This is a genomic window from Paraclostridium bifermentans (assembly GCF_964259345.1).
In the GTDB taxonomy this organism is placed as follows: domain Bacteria; phylum Bacillota; class Clostridia; order Peptostreptococcales; family Peptostreptococcaceae; genus Paraclostridium; species Paraclostridium bifermentans_B.
Genome location: NZ_CAXVJR010000006.1, coordinates 124541 through 141557, shown reverse-complemented (window position 1 = coordinate 141557; position 17017 = coordinate 124541). Strand labels below are relative to the sequence as shown.

The window sequence follows — 17017 nt, the reverse complement described above, 5'->3', positions numbered from 1 at the left end:
CTATAGTTTTTTTCTATAATAAATTTTGTCTAATATTTTTTTAAATATGCTATAATTTACCTACTACATAGGGGGTATATTATGAAAATTGACAAACTTACTTCAAAAGAAAGAATGAGCAACCTTATATTAGGTAAAGAAATTGATAGAGTCCCTTTTATTTCAGCATCTACTATGTATGCCGGTACCATTTCAGGACTTTCCTCTGAAGAATTTTTCTTAAATCAACAGAAATCTTTTGATGCTCAAAAACTGTGTATAGAGCTGCATGGTTGCGATGGTTCTCCTGGATTTGACTTACCAGGTTGGATAGGATGGGATTTTGGTAGTAATTTGACTTTTGTGGAGGGGGCACATGTCTGTATTCCAAAATTAGAACCTATTATAAAAAGTAAAATTGATATTGATAAGCTTTGTATGCCTGATATACACAATGCTTTTGCTTTTAATAAAAGATTAGAGTTTTATAAAATAGCTAAAAAAGAAGGTCTTTCTGCTTCTGTACCTGCTGGTTCTCCTCTAGAAATAGTAGGTGAAATAGTTGATACATCATTGCTTATGAAGTGGTTTTATAAAGAACCTGAATTAGTTCATGAACTACTTAGATTAACAACTGACTATTTGTTAAAAGTTGCAGATTTATATATAGATGAGTTTGGAGTTGATAATTGTTGTGCTTCTTCAAACTATCCGTTAGAGTCAAATACATTGATATCTCCAAAGCTTTTTGAGAAGTTTAGTCTTCCATATATAGTTGAGATACATGATAAATTTAAAGAAAAAGGAATACCTAGTTATAGTGTTCATCTTTGTGGAGATCATAAACGTAATATTGATTATTTTAAAGAATTAAATTTACCTGATAGAAGTTTTGTAAGTGTTAGTGAAAAGCTAGATATTGAAATGGTTGCTAAAAGTTTTGGTGATGATTATATTATTGGTGGAAATGTTCCAACACATGTAATTCAAAGTGGTACACCTAATGAAGTTTTTAATGTATCTAAGGATATAATAGAAAAAATGAAGTATCATCCAGGTGGGTTTGTTTTAATGCCATCTTGTGATTTGCCACCAAATACACCTCCACTAAATTTATATGCTATGTTAAAAGCAGTTCAAACTTGTGGATGTTATTAATTTTTATGCAAAAAACTCCTTTACGATAATATCAATAACATAAAGGAGTTTTTTTAACTTAATATTTGTATATTATCAATCTAAATTTTTTATTATTATAAAAATTCTCATACATCAAAATAAACTCACTTTGCTCTATACCTTAAACTTCAAACAAATTAGTTATTATATTACTTGTTATTATCTTCGCCAACAGGCTTTATAACTTTACATAGCATTTTATAAATTCCATTACCGTACAATCTTTGCATAGCATTAAGCTTTGCATTTGGAAAATATGGTGTATCAATCCATGATTTACTCTTCCAATATTCTTTGTCTACTGGAAAAATATTTGTAGCTAAAGTCCTTTGAACATTGTAAGTATAAATTTCCTTTAATCTAGGTGAGTATGCTTTAGAGTTATAATTTATCAACTCAATAAACTTTGATAATTCTTTTTCTTCAATTGGTTGATTGAAATTCCTACCATTTCTAGATATAGTTCCTCCTAAACAAACACCCCATTGAATCATAACTTCTTCTATAGATTTTAATGTACTTTTAATACCTGACCCTTGTGTATTTGCAAGAATTAAAGTTGGTTTTTGAGCAACTTCACTTCTATGAAACCAGCTACACGTTCTATCAATAAAAGCCTTTAGTATTCCACTCATATTATTCAGATAAACTGGAGTACCTATCACTAATCCATCACTTTCAATTATTTTTTGCATAATTTTATTTGAATCATCCTTTATGAAACAATTACTTTTTAATATACATACTTCACAGCCTTTACAAAAATCTATTTTATAATCATGAAGATTAATAAGTTCTGTTTCATAGCCTTTGTTTTTTAGTATATTTTCTATCGATATTAAAAGCTTATAAGTATTTCTTTTTCTCTTACTAGAATTTATTAATAATATCTTTTTCATTTGTTTCTCCTTCATTAATATGGTTATTAAGAATATACTAACGATGTTTTTATAAAATATTTAATGCTAATACTAAACAAAACACAGCTATAAATGTTCCTATCATTATTCCAAGAGTTTTAGAATACCCTTTTGGTGTAATTTCATTCTTCTCATCTAATTGCTTAATTATAGGGTACAACTTCCAATAAAAAGAGGCTATTGATAATATTAAAGCAACTACACTTAATAACTTTGTTGTATCACTTCCTGTAAGTAAAATCACTATTAATAACACAATAAATATTAGTTTTGTTCCAGCTACCCAGTATACTAAATATTCAATAAAACTGTGCATTTCTGGATCACTCTTTGATTTTTCCCAAGCATTAAATACTGCAACCCCATTTCCTAATTTAGAGTCGGGTTTAAAATATAAAATAATTACATTCGATAATTCTAATAAAATAAATATGCTAATAGCTATTGATAATATTTCCATTATTTATCATCTCCCTTTTTTTATTCTTTTTACATTTATTAATTGTTTATATATAACAATATTTTTATCCTTCATATTTATTTTTACGTTACACTTGTTTCACATTTAAACATATTATATAATCTAAAATAATAATTCTCAATAATATATAGACTTGTGATACAGGAGGATTAAATATGTATCAGAAAAAACGAGATAAACGTTCCATTCAATCTAGTGAATGGATGTATGAGGCCTTAAAAGAATTGATGGAGGTTAAAGATTACTCTAAAATAACAGTTACTGATATAACTAATAAAGCTAACCTTGGAAGAACAACTTTTTATAGAAATTTTGAAACTATAGATGATGTTTTAGAAATGAAATGTATTGAAAAATTTAAGGAGTTTCGTCAATACTGTATTGATTTTTATAAATTAAATGATATTGAGGTTAAGTCATTTTTAAAGCCTTTTCTTATGTATTGGTATGATAATTCAGAGGTTATCGAATTACTTATTAAAGCAAATCGTGATAATATAATAAAGAAATATTTAACTAAAGAAGTACAATTTTTCGTTGATATTTCTTCAATAAATAAAGATACAGTTATTAGCTCTCATATTAATTATTTTATTGAAATGAGAGTATCAAACTCTATAAGTATTTTAACTGAATGGATTAAAAATGATAAGAACATACCACCTGATGAGTTAGCTAATATTATTTCTACTCAAACAAAAGAATCTATTGAAGTAAACTTATTTTTATAAGTTTGCTTCAATAGATTTTGTATTATAATATATTACATTTCTACTTTACTTACTTTTCTTGGTCTACCTTTTATATTTTTCGTTTGCAATACTTTTAGTACCATCTCACCTTTATTGTTTAATATTTCAACATAAGTAGATATATCAAGTACACTTATAATACCTATATCTTGTGCTGTCATACCTTCTATACTACAAAGTGTACCTACTATATCAACTGGTCTCATCTTAGTTTTTTTACCAGCATTTATGTGTATCTTCATAATATCTTGGCTTAAATTTGCACCTTTATCTTCTTTAACTTTTTGTCTTTGTTCTAACTTTTTATCAAACTCAGGTTTTAACTCCATAACAAGTCTTTTACTTGGTTTCAGTTTCATTGTTAATTCTTTTCCTGTGTAAGAATGTATTTCGGCTATACGTCTTTCATCAGATTTCATAACAAAAGTAATGGCTCTACCTTCTTTACCTGCACGCCCTGTTCTACCTATTCTGTGAACATAGTTTTCTCTTAATACAGGTACATCGTAATTTATTACATGAGTAATATTATCTATATCTATACCTCTAGCAGCTACATCTGTTGCTATTAAGTATCTAAAGTATCCTTTTTTAAAGTTATTCATTACTTTTATTCTCTCATCTTGCTCCATACCACCGTGTATTTTATCACATGGGTATTTAAGTTTTACTAATTCTTTGTATATAGCTTCTACTTTTGATTGAGTGTTACAGAAAATAACACAACTATCTGGATTTTCTATTGTTGTTATATCTTTTAATAAATTTAATTTACCTGTTTCTTCTATTCTATATCCATCCTGTTGTATTCTATCTACAGTTAAAGTTTTTGCTTTGATTTCTATTGTAACAGGATCTTTCATATGTTTTTTTGATAGTGCATCTATGTCTTCTGGCATAGTTGCTGAAAATAACATAGTTACACGATTTTTAGGTAGTGCTTCTATTATCTCTTCTACTTGTTCTAAAAATCCCATGCTAAGCATTTCATCTGCTTCATCTAATACAAGATATTTTATATTATCTGTTACAAAGTTTCCTTCTTTTATATGGTCTATTGTTCTACCTGGTGTTCCAACTACTATATGAGTTTTTTGTTTTAATTCTTTTGCTTGTAGTGCAAAAGATGATTTACCGTATAGTGCTGGTACTTTTATTCTTTTGAATCTTCCTATATTGAAGATATCGTCTTTAACTTGTATTGCAAGTTCTCTTGTTGGTGTAAGTATTAGTGCTTGTGGTTTGTTTTCATCCCAATCAACTAGTTCGCATAGTGGTATTGCAAAGGTTGCTGTTTTACCACTTCCTGTTTGTGATTTTACTAATACGTCTTTGTTTTCTAGTGCAACTGGTATTACTTCTTGCTGAACTTTTGTTGGTGTTTTGTAGTTTAGCATGTTAATAGATTTTAGTATTTCACTACTTAATTTATAATCTTTAAAATTTGTTTTTGTCATTTATATTATTTTCCTTTGTGTTATTTAAATATTTTCATATTAATTCGATACTCTATATTTGTTACTCAATAATATCACAAAAATCATACTTCTCCTAATTATATATTTATTAGCATACTTGTAGATTTTATTTACAATAAACTAAAAATCACTCTTACTGGCAATAAGAGTGACTCTAATAAAAAATAATTCAGTTATTTATACATAGAAATCACACTCTCATCCAAAAGATTATAATTTCTTTTTTATGTCTTTACATTATACTATATTAATTATAAAAATAAACTATAAAATATTTAGTAATTGTGAAATTTTATTTATTTCTTTGTATGGTTTATTATCGATATATTCAATATGATTTTTACTATTGTATAATATAGCGTTCATTCCTATATCTAATGCAGGTTTAATATCTTTTTCTAAACTATCTCCAACCATAACAGATTCCTCTGGTGCAATATTCATTTTATTAAGAGCTTCTATAAATATACTTTTGTTAGGCTTTCCAACCCTTAATGAATAACTAAATGTAAAGCTATCAATTAAATTATAAATTTTCACTTTTTTAAAGCACTCTATCATAACTTCATCATAATAACAAGTATTTGATATAATACCTATTTTATATCCCTTAGATTTTAGTTTATCTAATGTTTTATAAATATCCTCTTCAAAATACACTTGTTCTCTATATTCTGTGTAAAATAAATTAATAATTTCTATACATTGTTCTTTGGTTAGATTTATTTTATATTTATGAAGAAATTTATTTAAAAATTCTTCTATAGGATATTCTTTGTATGTTATTTTTCTATCTTTTATCCCTTCCATCCACGTATTGTAAAACTCATTCTTAACTTCGTATAATGTAATATTTTCATCTAATTTATTTAAATATTGAGTTACGTGTATTAATCCTTCCATATCTTTTTCATTGTCAGTTTTTCCATAATGAAAGTGTAATAATGTATTTCCCATATCAAAAAATATAACTTTTATCATGTTCATAAATGTAGCCTCCATAGTTTAAGCTTACCTTTTATACAATATTATTTTATAAATAAAAAAGATATTACCATAAAATTATGATAATATCTTTTCTTGTATTTAAATGCTGGAGATGATTCTCAAAAACCATACCCACAGTTTTCTTAATTATTATTTATTTTTTATATGTACTATATACTTAGTTAAGCATTAGCTTTCTCTTTTGTATTATGAGCATTCCAAGTAAATGATAAAAATACTATTGCTAAGACTGAAGATATTATTAACATTACAAATCCTCCATCCCAATTATATCTATCAACTACCATACCCATTGCAAGCTCGGCTAAAACCTGTCCTCCCATATACCCAAATAAGCCTGTAAATCCTGCTGCAGTTCCTGCTGCTTTTTTAGGTACAAGATCTAGTGCACTTACTCCTATTAACATAACAGGTCCATAAATTAACGCTCCTATTGATGCCAATGCACAATTTATAGCAAAAGGACTTGTGCTTTTCCAATATACCATTGTTGCTATAGCTACTCCAACCATACATATTACACCCATTGGAGCACGTCTACCATGGAATATATGGTCACTAATCCATCCAACTATAATAGTTCCAGGTATAGCTGCATATTCAAATAATGCAAATGCTACAGAAGACTCTTCTGGGTTAAAATGTCTAACTTCTTGAAGATATGTAGGAACCCAATTTATAACACCATATCTAACCAAATATACAAAAACGTTTGCCAGAGCTATGCACCATAAAAGTTTATTGTTTAATACATACTTAAATAAAATTTCCTTAGCACTTAGTTCTTCTTCAGCATTTACACCCTCAAGCTCATATTCTGGATAATCATTTTTATATTCTTCAATTGGTGGTAACCCCACAGATTGCGGAGTATCTCTCGCAAATATAATATATACTAGTCCACCTATAATTGCTATTATTGCTGGTAAATAGAAAGTACCTTTCCATGTTCCAAATAATGATACCCCAATTAATGCAACTGTAGCTATAAATCCTCCACCTATATTATGTGCAGTGTTCCAAATAGACATTTTTACACCACGTTCTTTATCTGAAAACCAATGAGTCATTATCCTACCACATGGAGGCCATCCCATTCCTTGAAACCATCCATTTAATAACATTAAAACAAACATAAAAGCAACATTAGTTGCATTTGGTAAAAATAAATTTACTACCCCAGACATTATAAGACCTATTGCTAGAAAATATCTTGGGTTAGATCTATCTGATACATTCCCCATTACAAATTTACTAATACCATAGGATACTCCTAAAGCTGATGCTACAAGCCCTATTTCAGCTTTTGTAAATCCTTGTTCTATAAGATATACCTTCGATAATGCAAAATTGCTTCTTACAAAATAGTATAAAAGATATCCTACATAAATACTTATAAATACCTGAATACGATATCTCTTATATGTTGAATCTATCTCTTCTTGAGGTAACCTTTTTACAAATGGTGCTGGTTTTAAAAATTTTAACATTAAAGATCCTCCTTTTACGCTAAAAAAAGCCAAGCTAAGCCTATATTAGTATTATTAACTAATATGTTAAGGCTTGTGCTTGACTCCTATTCTCTAACGCACGTTATATTGTATTTTTCCTAAATTTTTGTCTCCAATATAAAATTACCATATTTTACCTTATATTTCAACATTTTTCAGCAAATTCTTGTTAACGTTTTCATTTCTTAGCTATAATTCATCAATTCAAAAAAATATTTTGGGTCATTAGTTTTATAAAGATTTAACCATGAACTTAATGCCTCTTCTTTAAAAACATCTAAAACTTTTAAAACTTGAATCGTAAATTCTAATGGTGCCGTTCCTGAAGCAGTAATTAAATTTTCACCATTAACTGCAGATTCCATTTTATAATATTTTTCTCCAGTGTAATTTGGTCTTACCATTTTTAGAAATTCTAAATCATTACTTGTATGATTTCTAGAATCTAATAACCCAGTTTTAGCTAAACCTAATGTCGCTCCACAGATAGCTGCAACTACTGATCCTTGTGTCAAAGCTTCTTTAGTTTTTTCTAATATACTTTCATGAACTTTCGATGTCCAAGTATCCCCTCCTGGTAAAATTAATAAATCATTAACTTCAACATTACACTCATCTATTGTAATTTCAGGTAAAACTTTTAATCCTCCCATTGTCATAATGGGATTCTTATCAATTCCTACTGTAGTTACTTTTAAAGGTTTTAATCCTTTTTTAAAATATCTCCCTGTATTTAATTCAGCCGTTAGATACCCTACTTCCCAATCTGACATAGTATCAAATACATACATATACACTTTTCTATTTTTCATATTTTTACTCCTTATTTGATTAATTAATATACTTAATTGTAAAATAACTTAACTGACATCTTCTGTCAGTTAAGTTATTAAATTTGATAATGATTTATTAATTCAAATAAATTTTCAATTATTTTTTCTTTTAGACTTAATGGTTCAACTATTTGTATTGATTTTCCATAAGGTAAAATTATATTTGGTATATATGTAAATATTACTTCTTCTGGAAGCATAAATATTAATTTATTCGTAGTTCTTTCTTTTAAATAATATCCTAAAAACCAATGCTGGCATAAATTATCTAGCGCATTTATATCTCCCTCTATAACTAGTGGAATCAGATTTTGATTTCCTTTTATATTAGTCACAATTCCTTTTATAAAAAACTCACTTGCTGAAAATTCCTTTTGTCTGTTAAAAGTATTTGTTGTTTCTATAATGTTATTAATTCTATCTACTCTAAAGCTACGAATTTCATTTCTCATTTGACAAAATGCTACTACATACCAATTGTTATTCCAATGAACAATTCCATATGGATTTATAATCCTCCATTTTGATTTTTCTTCACGACCTGTACGATAGTTAATTTCTACAGATAACTCATTTACTATACTACTTTCCAAAGTTTTAAGTACATATTCTGCAGGTATCATTCCTATAGGTTTTATTACTTCAAATCCTATTAAGTGCTTTTTTAAAGTTTCTTCTTGTTTTTGATTTGAATACATTTTTAGTTTTGAAGTTGCTTTATCTAATGCTTCATCTAAAAAATATCCATTTTCTTTTGCTAATATAGCTGCATGAAATAAGGCTACTTGCTCTTTTGTATCAAAAAAAAGGGGTGCTTTGATAAAATCATTTAAAAGGCTATACCCACCATTATGCCCAGCATCTGAAATTACAGGTACTCCACTAGCAGAAAGCATATCAATATATCTATATACTGTCCTTATGTTTATTTCTAATTTTTCAGATATTTGCTTCGCTGTAACTTTTTTATCGGATCTTAGCATCCACAGTATAGACATCATGTTATCAATTTTAGCCATGAGATTCACCTCTTTATATCCGTTGTATAAAGTTATTATATAACTCATGTATTGATTTTTACAAATAAAAAAGATATCAGCTAAATAGCTGATATCTTTTCGTGAATTTCAATGGTGGAGACGATTCTCAAAAATCATACCCACGATTAATTTAACTATGTGTGAATTCTAAATAAATGATTATTTTGTGAGGCTATACTCTACTGCCAAACAAATTATAATTATTTTATATTTTCTTAACGGTATCATTTTGAGTTTTAAGCTTTGCTTAAGGTTTAATTTATACAATAAAGTTGCATGGAATACTAAAAAATTTTAAGGAGGTTTTAAAATGGCAATTAAATCATTTAAACGTTATGAAAAAAAATTCATTTTAAATCAAGAACAATATGATGTATTAATTCCAAAACTTCTAGAGTATATGAAACCAGATGAGCATTGTGAGTTTGATAAAAATTACTCTATCTACAATATATATTACGATACTACTAATAATGATGTTATTAGACACTCTATTAGTAAGCCTTATTATAAAGAAAAACTAAGACTTCGAAGTTATAGTATTCCTTCTAGTCTCGATGATAAAGTCTTCTTAGAGCTTAAAAAGAAAATTAATGGTATTGTAAATAAAAGGAGGGTTGTACTTACTTTAGATGATGCTTACAAATTTCTTACCTATGGTGTTGAGCCTATTTGTAGTAATTATTTAAATAAACAAGTTATTAAAGAAATAAAATATTACCTAGAAAAAAATAAGGTCATTCCTAAAGTATATATTAGCTACTCTAGAAAAGCTTTCTTTGCTAAGGACGATAAAGATTTCAGATTAACTTTTGATTCTAAAATTATTACCAGGCGTGATGATTTATCTTTAGAGGATGGTAGCTTTGGATATCCTATTTTGGATGACGGTATATATTTAATGGAAGTGAAAATTCTAAAAGCTATGCCTTTATGGTTTACTAGAATACTTACTGAATTAGAAATTTATAATACACATTTTTCAAAATATGGAAATGAATTTATGAATTACTGCTTAAATAATTCAAATATAGATTTGAAAAGGGGAGAAAAAATATGTTAGAAACAATAATTTCATCAACGACTGGAGAATCAATTACTCTTGCAAATACTTTAATTGTAATATTCTCATCCATCGCATTGGGAGTTGCAATTAGTTTTGTATATATTATGACAAATAAAGATACTTCTAATCAAAGTTTTACTACTACTCTTATTATATTGCCTGTAGTAATAGCAATGATAATTCTATTGGTTGGAAATAATGTTGCTAGTGCATTTAGTTTAGCTGGTGCATTTTCAATTATTCGTTTTAGAAGTGCTCCTGGCAGTCCTAAAGATATTGCTTATGTATTCTTTACTTTAGCAGTTGGTCTGACTTGCGGTATGGGCTATATTGGATATGCTGTAATATTTACTACTATCTTATGCGCTGTTATGGTAATAATTGAATTTACTGATTTTGCAACACCTAAGAATAAGAGTATGCAACTTAAAATAACTATTCCAGAAGATTTAAACTATGAAGATGCTTTTGAAGATATCTTAAGCAAATACGCAAATTCATACAGTATAGAAAGAATTAAAACTAGAGATTTTGGAGCTTTATTTGAATTAAACTACAAGGTCCAATTAAAACAAGATGTAAATCAAAAGAAGTTTATTGATGAATTAAGATGTAGAAATGGAAATTTAAATATAGTTTTAACTCTTGCAGGATTTGAAAATAATGCTTACAGTTAGTATAAACCCCTTAAAATTATTTTAAGGGGTTTATATTAATCTAGAGGTTAATGGCACATCTCTTACATTAACTTCAAAAAAATTTGATGTATTAAAATACTTCATTGAAAGGACTACTACTATAATAACTGAGGATGATTTGATTAATGAAATGCTATCTCTAGCTAAGTCAATAGCAACTCAACATAAAGGTAAGATTTATGCTAAAAGTAATTTGGGAAAAGATTGTAATTTTATAGTAGGCTTCCTCTACAATAATTTAATTGATACTAAAAAGGGCTATAACGATAATTGTTATAGTCCTTTTTGGCTATTTATTTTACTGTACTTGAGTATTATCTATTGTATTGTTTTGTGTTGTTGGAGGTTGTATATTACTATTTCTATCTGGTCTAGGTCCACCCATGTTGCCTGAACCAGTTGTTCCTAAGTTAGTTATTGTATCTGATACTGTAAAGCTAGTAGATTCTGTTCCTTCTGAATATTTACCATCAGAGTATAATCCATCTTTAACTTCTCCAGTTGAAGTCCCTCCGTATGATACTGTATATGTTGATCCTGTTTTTAATTCAGGTGATGATACTACTACTGATTGGTATTGTTTTGATGGTGCAAATGTAATTATATCATTTCCTGTTTCATCCTCTATATGAATTATAGTATTAGCTGATTGTGATGATAAAGCTACGTTTACTGTGTTTTGAGATGAAGTTGAGCTAGGTGACTGTGCCATACCTACACTACCTGCTGCTATTAAAATACCCCCACTTATATCACACGTACCATCATAATCTAAGGCTCCATTTCCTCCATTTTCTGGACCATTTACTATTGTAGTTCCACCTGTTATTGTCATATCTCCATTTGCATCTAACCCATCTCCACTAGAATCTATCACTGTATCTCCGCCATTTATAGCTATTTCACATGTGCTAGATGAATTAAAATTATTTTCTCCTGGTCTTCCATTAGTTGCAGAACCATCATTTCCTCCACCTGCATTGATTCCATCATCACTTGCTACTAAGTGTATATTTCCATCATTTATAGTTATTGATTGACTTTCAATTCCTTCATAAGATTTGGTAATATTTATATCTCCTCCATCGATTTCTATTGTAGAGTCTGCATGTATACCATCATCTCCTGAAGCAAGGTTCATTGTTCCTCCATTAATAACTGCACTATCATTTGTATGGATAGAGTCATCTGATGAATCAATGTTTATCTTACCTCCTGATATAGTAATGTTAGAAGTTGCCTTTATACCTTTTGCACTAGTAGTATCTGTTTCTTCTGTAAAAGTTGTTGAATTACTATCTAAAGCTTTACCACCAGGTGCTTGTTCTCCTCCTTTAGGTTGCATTTCACCCCAATTACCCCATCCTTCACTTTTATTACTACTATTTTCGCTACCTTCTCCAGATACTATATTTATTTCTCCATCAGATATTACTATATTATTCTCAGCTTGTATTCCATCTTGACCTGATGTAATATTTAGAGTCCCACCTGCAATGTATACATATCCTTTATCTGCGTCTTCAGCATTACTTGATTTTATCCCATCTTCTTTAGCATCTATCGTTATTTTACCATCTAGTATTGTGATAGAATCCTTTCCTCTAAATCCATCACCCACAGCATTTACTGTTATCTGTCCGCCTTCTATTTTTAAGTCATCTTTACTAGTAATTCCATTATTATAGTTTGCATTTACTATTAACGAACCCGTTCCTGCTATAGTAAGATCATCTTTACTATATATTGCTGCATTTGGCTCATCTGTTGTATCATCTTCTAATACATAATCTTTACCATCTGTTATAGTATTTTGAGTTCCTTCATTTAATGCTAGTACTACTCTTTTAGCACTTTTAATGTATACTGGTGCACTGTTTGAACATGTTAAACTTGCATTATTTAATTGTATCTGAACCTTATCTTCTTCTCCTGCACTTACTACTATTTGACCATCCTTTAGTTCACCACTAATACTATAGGTACCTTCTGTTGTTATTGTTACTACGTTATTTTCAACTGTAGCACCTTCCCCTTTAATATTTATGCTATCTCCAAGTTCTATATAAGTATCTACTTCTTTTATTTCTTCACTTTTTGTTGTATCTATAACTTGAGTCGTTGTATTAGTTTTTGTAGATGTAGTATCGTTATTTTTTGTTGAACATCCCGTTACACTTACTGCTAATGAAAATGCGCATAATGTTGCTATTAGTTTTTTATTCATGATTAATCCTCCATAAATAGTGTCTATTTAATTCAAGTTTCTTATCTAAAGAATACAATAACAACTACACCTTAAACTAAACTTAAAACAGCATATTAACCAAAGAGTTTTTTACTTATGTGATAAACCTATATATGATGTTAGATTAAATATTTAAAATGATTTTAGATAATTTCAAAATATATTTTTTATATTTTTGTGACTTTTATATATTCTATACCTATTCATATTACTATTATACAGAAATTTGCTACAGTTTTTAAAGTATCATAATGCTCTTGCAATAAAAAACTCATATTCAAATGAATATGAGTTTTCGTGGATTTAAATGGTGGAGACGAGGGGAGTCGAACCCCTGTCCGCAAGTCTTTTCCTCGCTGCATCTACGTGCGTAGCCAGCTGATTTAAATCTCGTCGCACACATCGCCCAGTGGCAAGCTATGTGATTGACCAGTCCCAATTAATCCACTTTCGGTCGAGACACCTCGAAAGTAGTTCCCTGCATAAATGAAGTCCAGGCCTAGCCGGCAGGAGGGCGCGGCGGGACTAGCAGCATTATGCTGCTAAAGCGTAATTATCGTTTGCGTTTATTTTAAATTCCCCAGTTTTTACGTGACCCAGAGTAACACGACACGCAGCCTCAAGTTCCAAACCCACGTCGAAACCATTACGCCCCCGTGGTAGTTTTATAGTCCTGAGACTCTTTCGCAAACTTTATTTTCACCATTTTTTTTATTAAGTTGTTATATATATAATAAAACTTTTTCAAAACAAAAGCAATATTATCTCATTGGAATTAATACTAGTATCTACCAGATAACTCTCTCTCGATACGTCTATTAGCATCTTTCTTAGCTAAATCCTGACGTTTATCATATAATTTTTTACCTTTAGCTAACGCAAGCTCTACCTTAACCTTACCATTTTTCAGATAAACCTTTAAAGGAATTAAAGCATACCCTTTAATAGTAGTAGCCCCTATAAGCTTTCTAATTTCAGACTTATGAAGTAAAAGCTTTCTAACTCTAAGAGGATCAACATTAAAAATGTTACCTTGCTCGTATGGACTTATATGAACCTGCTTTAAGAAAACCTCTGAATTATCAACAGAAGCATAACCATCAGCTAAGTTAAGCTTACCTTGTCTAATAGACTTAACCTCAGTACCCTTTAACTCAATACCGCACTCATAAGTCTCTTCTATAAAATACTCATGTCTAGCTTTTCTATTAGTAGCTAAAACCTTAACACCTGCCATACAATCACCTCTTATCCTTCACTTCAATATTCACCCTTAAAATATACCATATATAACCCTACTAGTCAAACTGATTTTTAAGCTAATACTATTATATGTAACTATATACCCATATATACTATCCTTCTACCAACTTTCTCTCCTAAAATATATTAATTGCCCACCTCACACATAATGTTAGCTATAAAAAAGGGATAGGTATTAAGTTGTTGTTGACGTAACACTTAAAGACCGCTCTTTTTAGGTCTTTGTGTGAAGGAAACAACAACTTAATCCCTATACACCCACACACAAATATTAGTTAACAAAAATGCGAGGTGTTTAGTAGTTGTTGACGTAACACTTAAAGACCGCGCTCTTTAGGTCTTTGTGTGAAGGAAACAACTACTAAACGCCTCGCCAAGCCTTGCTAACTAACTATTCCTCTACTTTCCCAAGTAAAGCAAAATCTATTTCTTTAAAGTCAACATTGACCTTATCAACTCTAATCTTAACAACATCACCAATTCTATAAAGCTTCTTAGTTCTCTCACCTAAAATAGTGAAACTATCCTCATCAAAGATATAATAATCATCACTCATATCAGCAAGTCTAACTAAACCTTCAACAGTATTATCAAGCTCTATAAACATACCAAATGAAGTAACACTAGAAACTATACCTTCAAATTCTTCTCCAACCTTATCTTCCATATATCTAGCCTTATAAATGTCCTTAACATCTCTTTCAGCAAGTTCTGCTTCTCTTTCTCTCTCAGAAGATTGAGTACAAGCATAATCAACTATCTGAGCTAGTTGTTCTTGTCTCTTAGGTGTTAACTTACCATTTAAGAACTCTTTTATAATTCTATGGATTTGTAAATCTGGATATCTTCTTATTGGTGAAGTAAAGTGAGAATAATATTGTGCAGCTAATCCAAAATGCCCTAAAGCTTCTGGTGAATATCTAGCTTGCTTTAAAGAACGTAACATAATAGTACTTATAGCTTTTTCCTCTGTCTTACCATGTATCTTCTCAATTATTCCTTGTAATGCCTTTGGATGAACACTCTCTAAGTCTCCCTTTATAACATATCCAAAAGTAGATATAAACTTATTTAAAGTCTCTATTTTCTCTTGTGCAGGAGTCTCATGTATTCTATAAACAAACGGCATATTTAACCAGAAGAAGTGCTCTGCAACAGTTTCATTAGTTATTAACATGAACTCTTCTATTATTCTGTTTGATATTCTTCTCTCATATTTCTTTATATCAACAACATCCCCATCACCATTTAATATTATCTTAGCTTCAGGGAAATCAAAATCTATTGCTCCACGTTTTTCTCTTCTCTTCATTAAAATTCTAGCTAACTTCTCAGAATTATAGAAATCATCTACAACCTTAGCAAATGTATTTTTAAGTTTCTCATCATCTTTTTCAAGAATATCTGATACTTCTGTATAAGTCATTCTAGCTTTTGAATTTATAATAGTTTCTTTTATATCATGCTTAACAACATCACCATTATGGTTTATTTCCATAAATACAGATAATGTAAGCTTATCTTCAAACGGATTTAAACTACATACTCCATTTGATAAAGTCTTAGGTAACATAGGTATAACCTTATCAACTAAGTACACAGATGTAGCTCTCTTTAAAGCTTCCTTGTCTAACTTACTCTTTTCTTTAACATAATGAGTAACGTCAGCTATATGAACTCCTAACTTGTAGTTTCCGTTATCTAAAACTTCTATAGATACAGCATCGTCTAAATCTTTTGCATCTTCACCATCTATAGTGAATATGTTCATATCTCTTATATCTAATCTTCTATCTATTTCTTCTTGTGGTATTTCTACAGCTACCTTCTCAGCTTCATCTAATACCTTCTTAGGGAATTCTTCTGGTAATCCGTGCTCTCTTATTACTGAAGTAATTTCTACGTATCTATCACCTTTTTGTCCGATTACTTCTACTACCTTACCTTCTGGCTTTCTATCTTCAGTTGGCCATTGAGTTATTCTGCAAACAACTTTATCATTTTCTCTTGCACCATTGAAGAATTTCTTAGGTACAAATATATCCTTATTAAACTTCTTATTATCCGGCACTACAAATCCAAAGTTCTTGCAATTTTGGAAAGTTCCTACAACATCTGTTATAGCTCTTTCTACTACTTTTATTATTCTACCCTCAGCTCTTTTTTCATCAGTTGCCTCAGCTGTTATTTCTGCTATTACTCTATCGTTGTGCATAGCTCCATTTAAACTATCTGCTGGTATGAATAAATCTTGTTTATATTCTTCATCAGATTCTACAAATCCAAATCCTTTTTTATGAGATATTAACTTTCCTACGAAAAGTCCCATTTGGTTTGGAGATGTGTATTTTCCTTTTTTAGTAAGGATTAGATATCCATCTTCTACTAATTCATCTAAGAAATTATAAAACATAGGCATTTCTGTATGATGTATATCAAATATCATTGCTAATTCTTCTTTTTTAAGAGGATTATACGCTGCTTCTGATACAAGTCCTATCAATTTTGCTTTTAGCTCTTCACCCATTTTATTTCCTCCTCATCTTTTTCAAATTTATTTA

The 17017-nt window shown here is 29.4% G+C and carries 14 protein-coding genes and 1 other RNA gene; 4 read left to right on the top strand and 11 right to left on the bottom strand.

The features are described from left to right. Positions 1–81: 81 nt before the first annotated feature. On the top strand, positions 82–1137 hold the full coding sequence (locus ACEXNK_RS13070) for a uroporphyrinogen decarboxylase family protein (RefSeq protein ID WP_373598988.1): 1056 nt from the start codon (positions 82–84) through the stop codon (positions 1135–1137). Positions 1138–1307: 170 nt separating this feature from the next. Here ACEXNK_RS13070 and ACEXNK_RS13065 read toward each other — a convergent pair whose 3' ends face one another. After that, entirely contained in the window at positions 1308–2057 is a 750-nt protein-coding gene (locus tag ACEXNK_RS13065; protein ID WP_373598987.1) for a flavodoxin family protein, read from the bottom strand. A 49-nt stretch (positions 2058–2106) separates the two neighbouring features. Further along, positions 2107–2538, bottom strand: coding sequence for a hypothetical protein (locus tag ACEXNK_RS13060; RefSeq protein ID WP_373598986.1), 432 nt, complete (start codon positions 2536–2538; stop codon positions 2107–2109). 176 nt (positions 2539–2714) lie between these two features. On the opposite strand from ACEXNK_RS13060, the gene ACEXNK_RS13055 reads away from it, so the two are divergent. After that, a complete protein-coding gene (locus ACEXNK_RS13055) occupies positions 2715–3290 on the top strand; it encodes a TetR/AcrR family transcriptional regulator (protein ID WP_373598985.1) in 576 nt (191 codons plus the stop codon). A 32-nt stretch (positions 3291–3322) separates the two neighbouring features. Here ACEXNK_RS13055 and ACEXNK_RS13050 read toward each other — a convergent pair whose 3' ends face one another. The 5 genes from ACEXNK_RS13050 to ACEXNK_RS13030 form a co-directional block, all read right to left on the bottom strand. Further along, positions 3323–4768: a DEAD/DEAH box helicase gene (locus ACEXNK_RS13050; RefSeq protein ID WP_373598984.1), complete on the bottom strand. Its 1446-nt coding sequence runs from the start codon at positions 4766–4768 to the stop codon at positions 3323–3325. Between the two features lie 285 nt (positions 4769–5053). Further along, positions 5054–5776, bottom strand: a complete 723-nt coding sequence (locus ACEXNK_RS13045; protein ID WP_373598983.1) for an HAD family hydrolase — start codon at positions 5774–5776, stop codon at positions 5054–5056. A 182-nt stretch (positions 5777–5958) separates the two neighbouring features. Then, positions 5959–7287: a glycerol-3-phosphate transporter gene (gene glpT, locus ACEXNK_RS13040; protein ID WP_373598982.1), complete on the bottom strand. Its 1329-nt coding sequence runs from the start codon at positions 7285–7287 to the stop codon at positions 5959–5961. A gap of 206 nt (positions 7288–7493) precedes the next feature. Next, positions 7494–8120, bottom strand: a complete 627-nt coding sequence (locus ACEXNK_RS13035; protein WP_373598981.1) for a type 1 glutamine amidotransferase family protein — start codon at positions 8118–8120, stop codon at positions 7494–7496. A 77-nt stretch (positions 8121–8197) separates the two neighbouring features. Beyond that, entirely contained in the window at positions 8198–9160 is a 963-nt protein-coding gene (locus ACEXNK_RS13030) for a helix-turn-helix transcriptional regulator (protein ID WP_373598980.1), read from the bottom strand. 331 nt (positions 9161–9491) lie between these two features. Between ACEXNK_RS13030 and ACEXNK_RS13025 the strand changes: the two genes are divergently transcribed. Next, on the top strand, positions 9492–10244 hold the full coding sequence (locus ACEXNK_RS13025; RefSeq protein WP_373598979.1) for a polyphosphate polymerase domain-containing protein: 753 nt from the start codon (positions 9492–9494) through the stop codon (positions 10242–10244). After that, on the top strand, positions 10238–10924 hold the full coding sequence (locus ACEXNK_RS13020; RefSeq protein ID WP_373598978.1) for a DUF4956 domain-containing protein: 687 nt from the start codon (positions 10238–10240) through the stop codon (positions 10922–10924). The genes ACEXNK_RS13025 and ACEXNK_RS13020 overlap by 7 nt, the downstream gene beginning before the upstream one ends. 319 nt (positions 10925–11243) lie before the next feature. On the opposite strand, the gene ACEXNK_RS13015 is transcribed toward ACEXNK_RS13020, so the two are convergent. The 4 genes from ACEXNK_RS13015 to rnr form a co-directional block, all read right to left on the bottom strand. Next, positions 11244–13172, bottom strand: a complete 1929-nt coding sequence (locus ACEXNK_RS13015; protein WP_373598977.1) for a carbohydrate-binding domain-containing protein — start codon at positions 13170–13172, stop codon at positions 11244–11246. A 329-nt stretch (positions 13173–13501) separates the two neighbouring features. Further along, positions 13502–13849, bottom strand: a transfer-messenger RNA (tmRNA) gene (gene ssrA, locus ACEXNK_RS13010). Between the two features lie 125 nt (positions 13850–13974). Then, complete coding sequence (gene smpB / locus ACEXNK_RS13005; RefSeq protein WP_373598976.1) at positions 13975–14430, bottom strand: SsrA-binding protein SmpB; 456 nt, start codon at positions 14428–14430, stop codon at positions 13975–13977. 417 nt (positions 14431–14847) lie between these two features. Further along, the gene (rnr, locus tag ACEXNK_RS13000; protein WP_373598975.1) at positions 14848–16983 is read right to left on the bottom strand and encodes a ribonuclease R; all 2136 of its coding nucleotides are present in this window, start codon (positions 16981–16983) and stop codon (positions 14848–14850) included. Positions 16984–17017 lie beyond the last annotated feature (34 nt).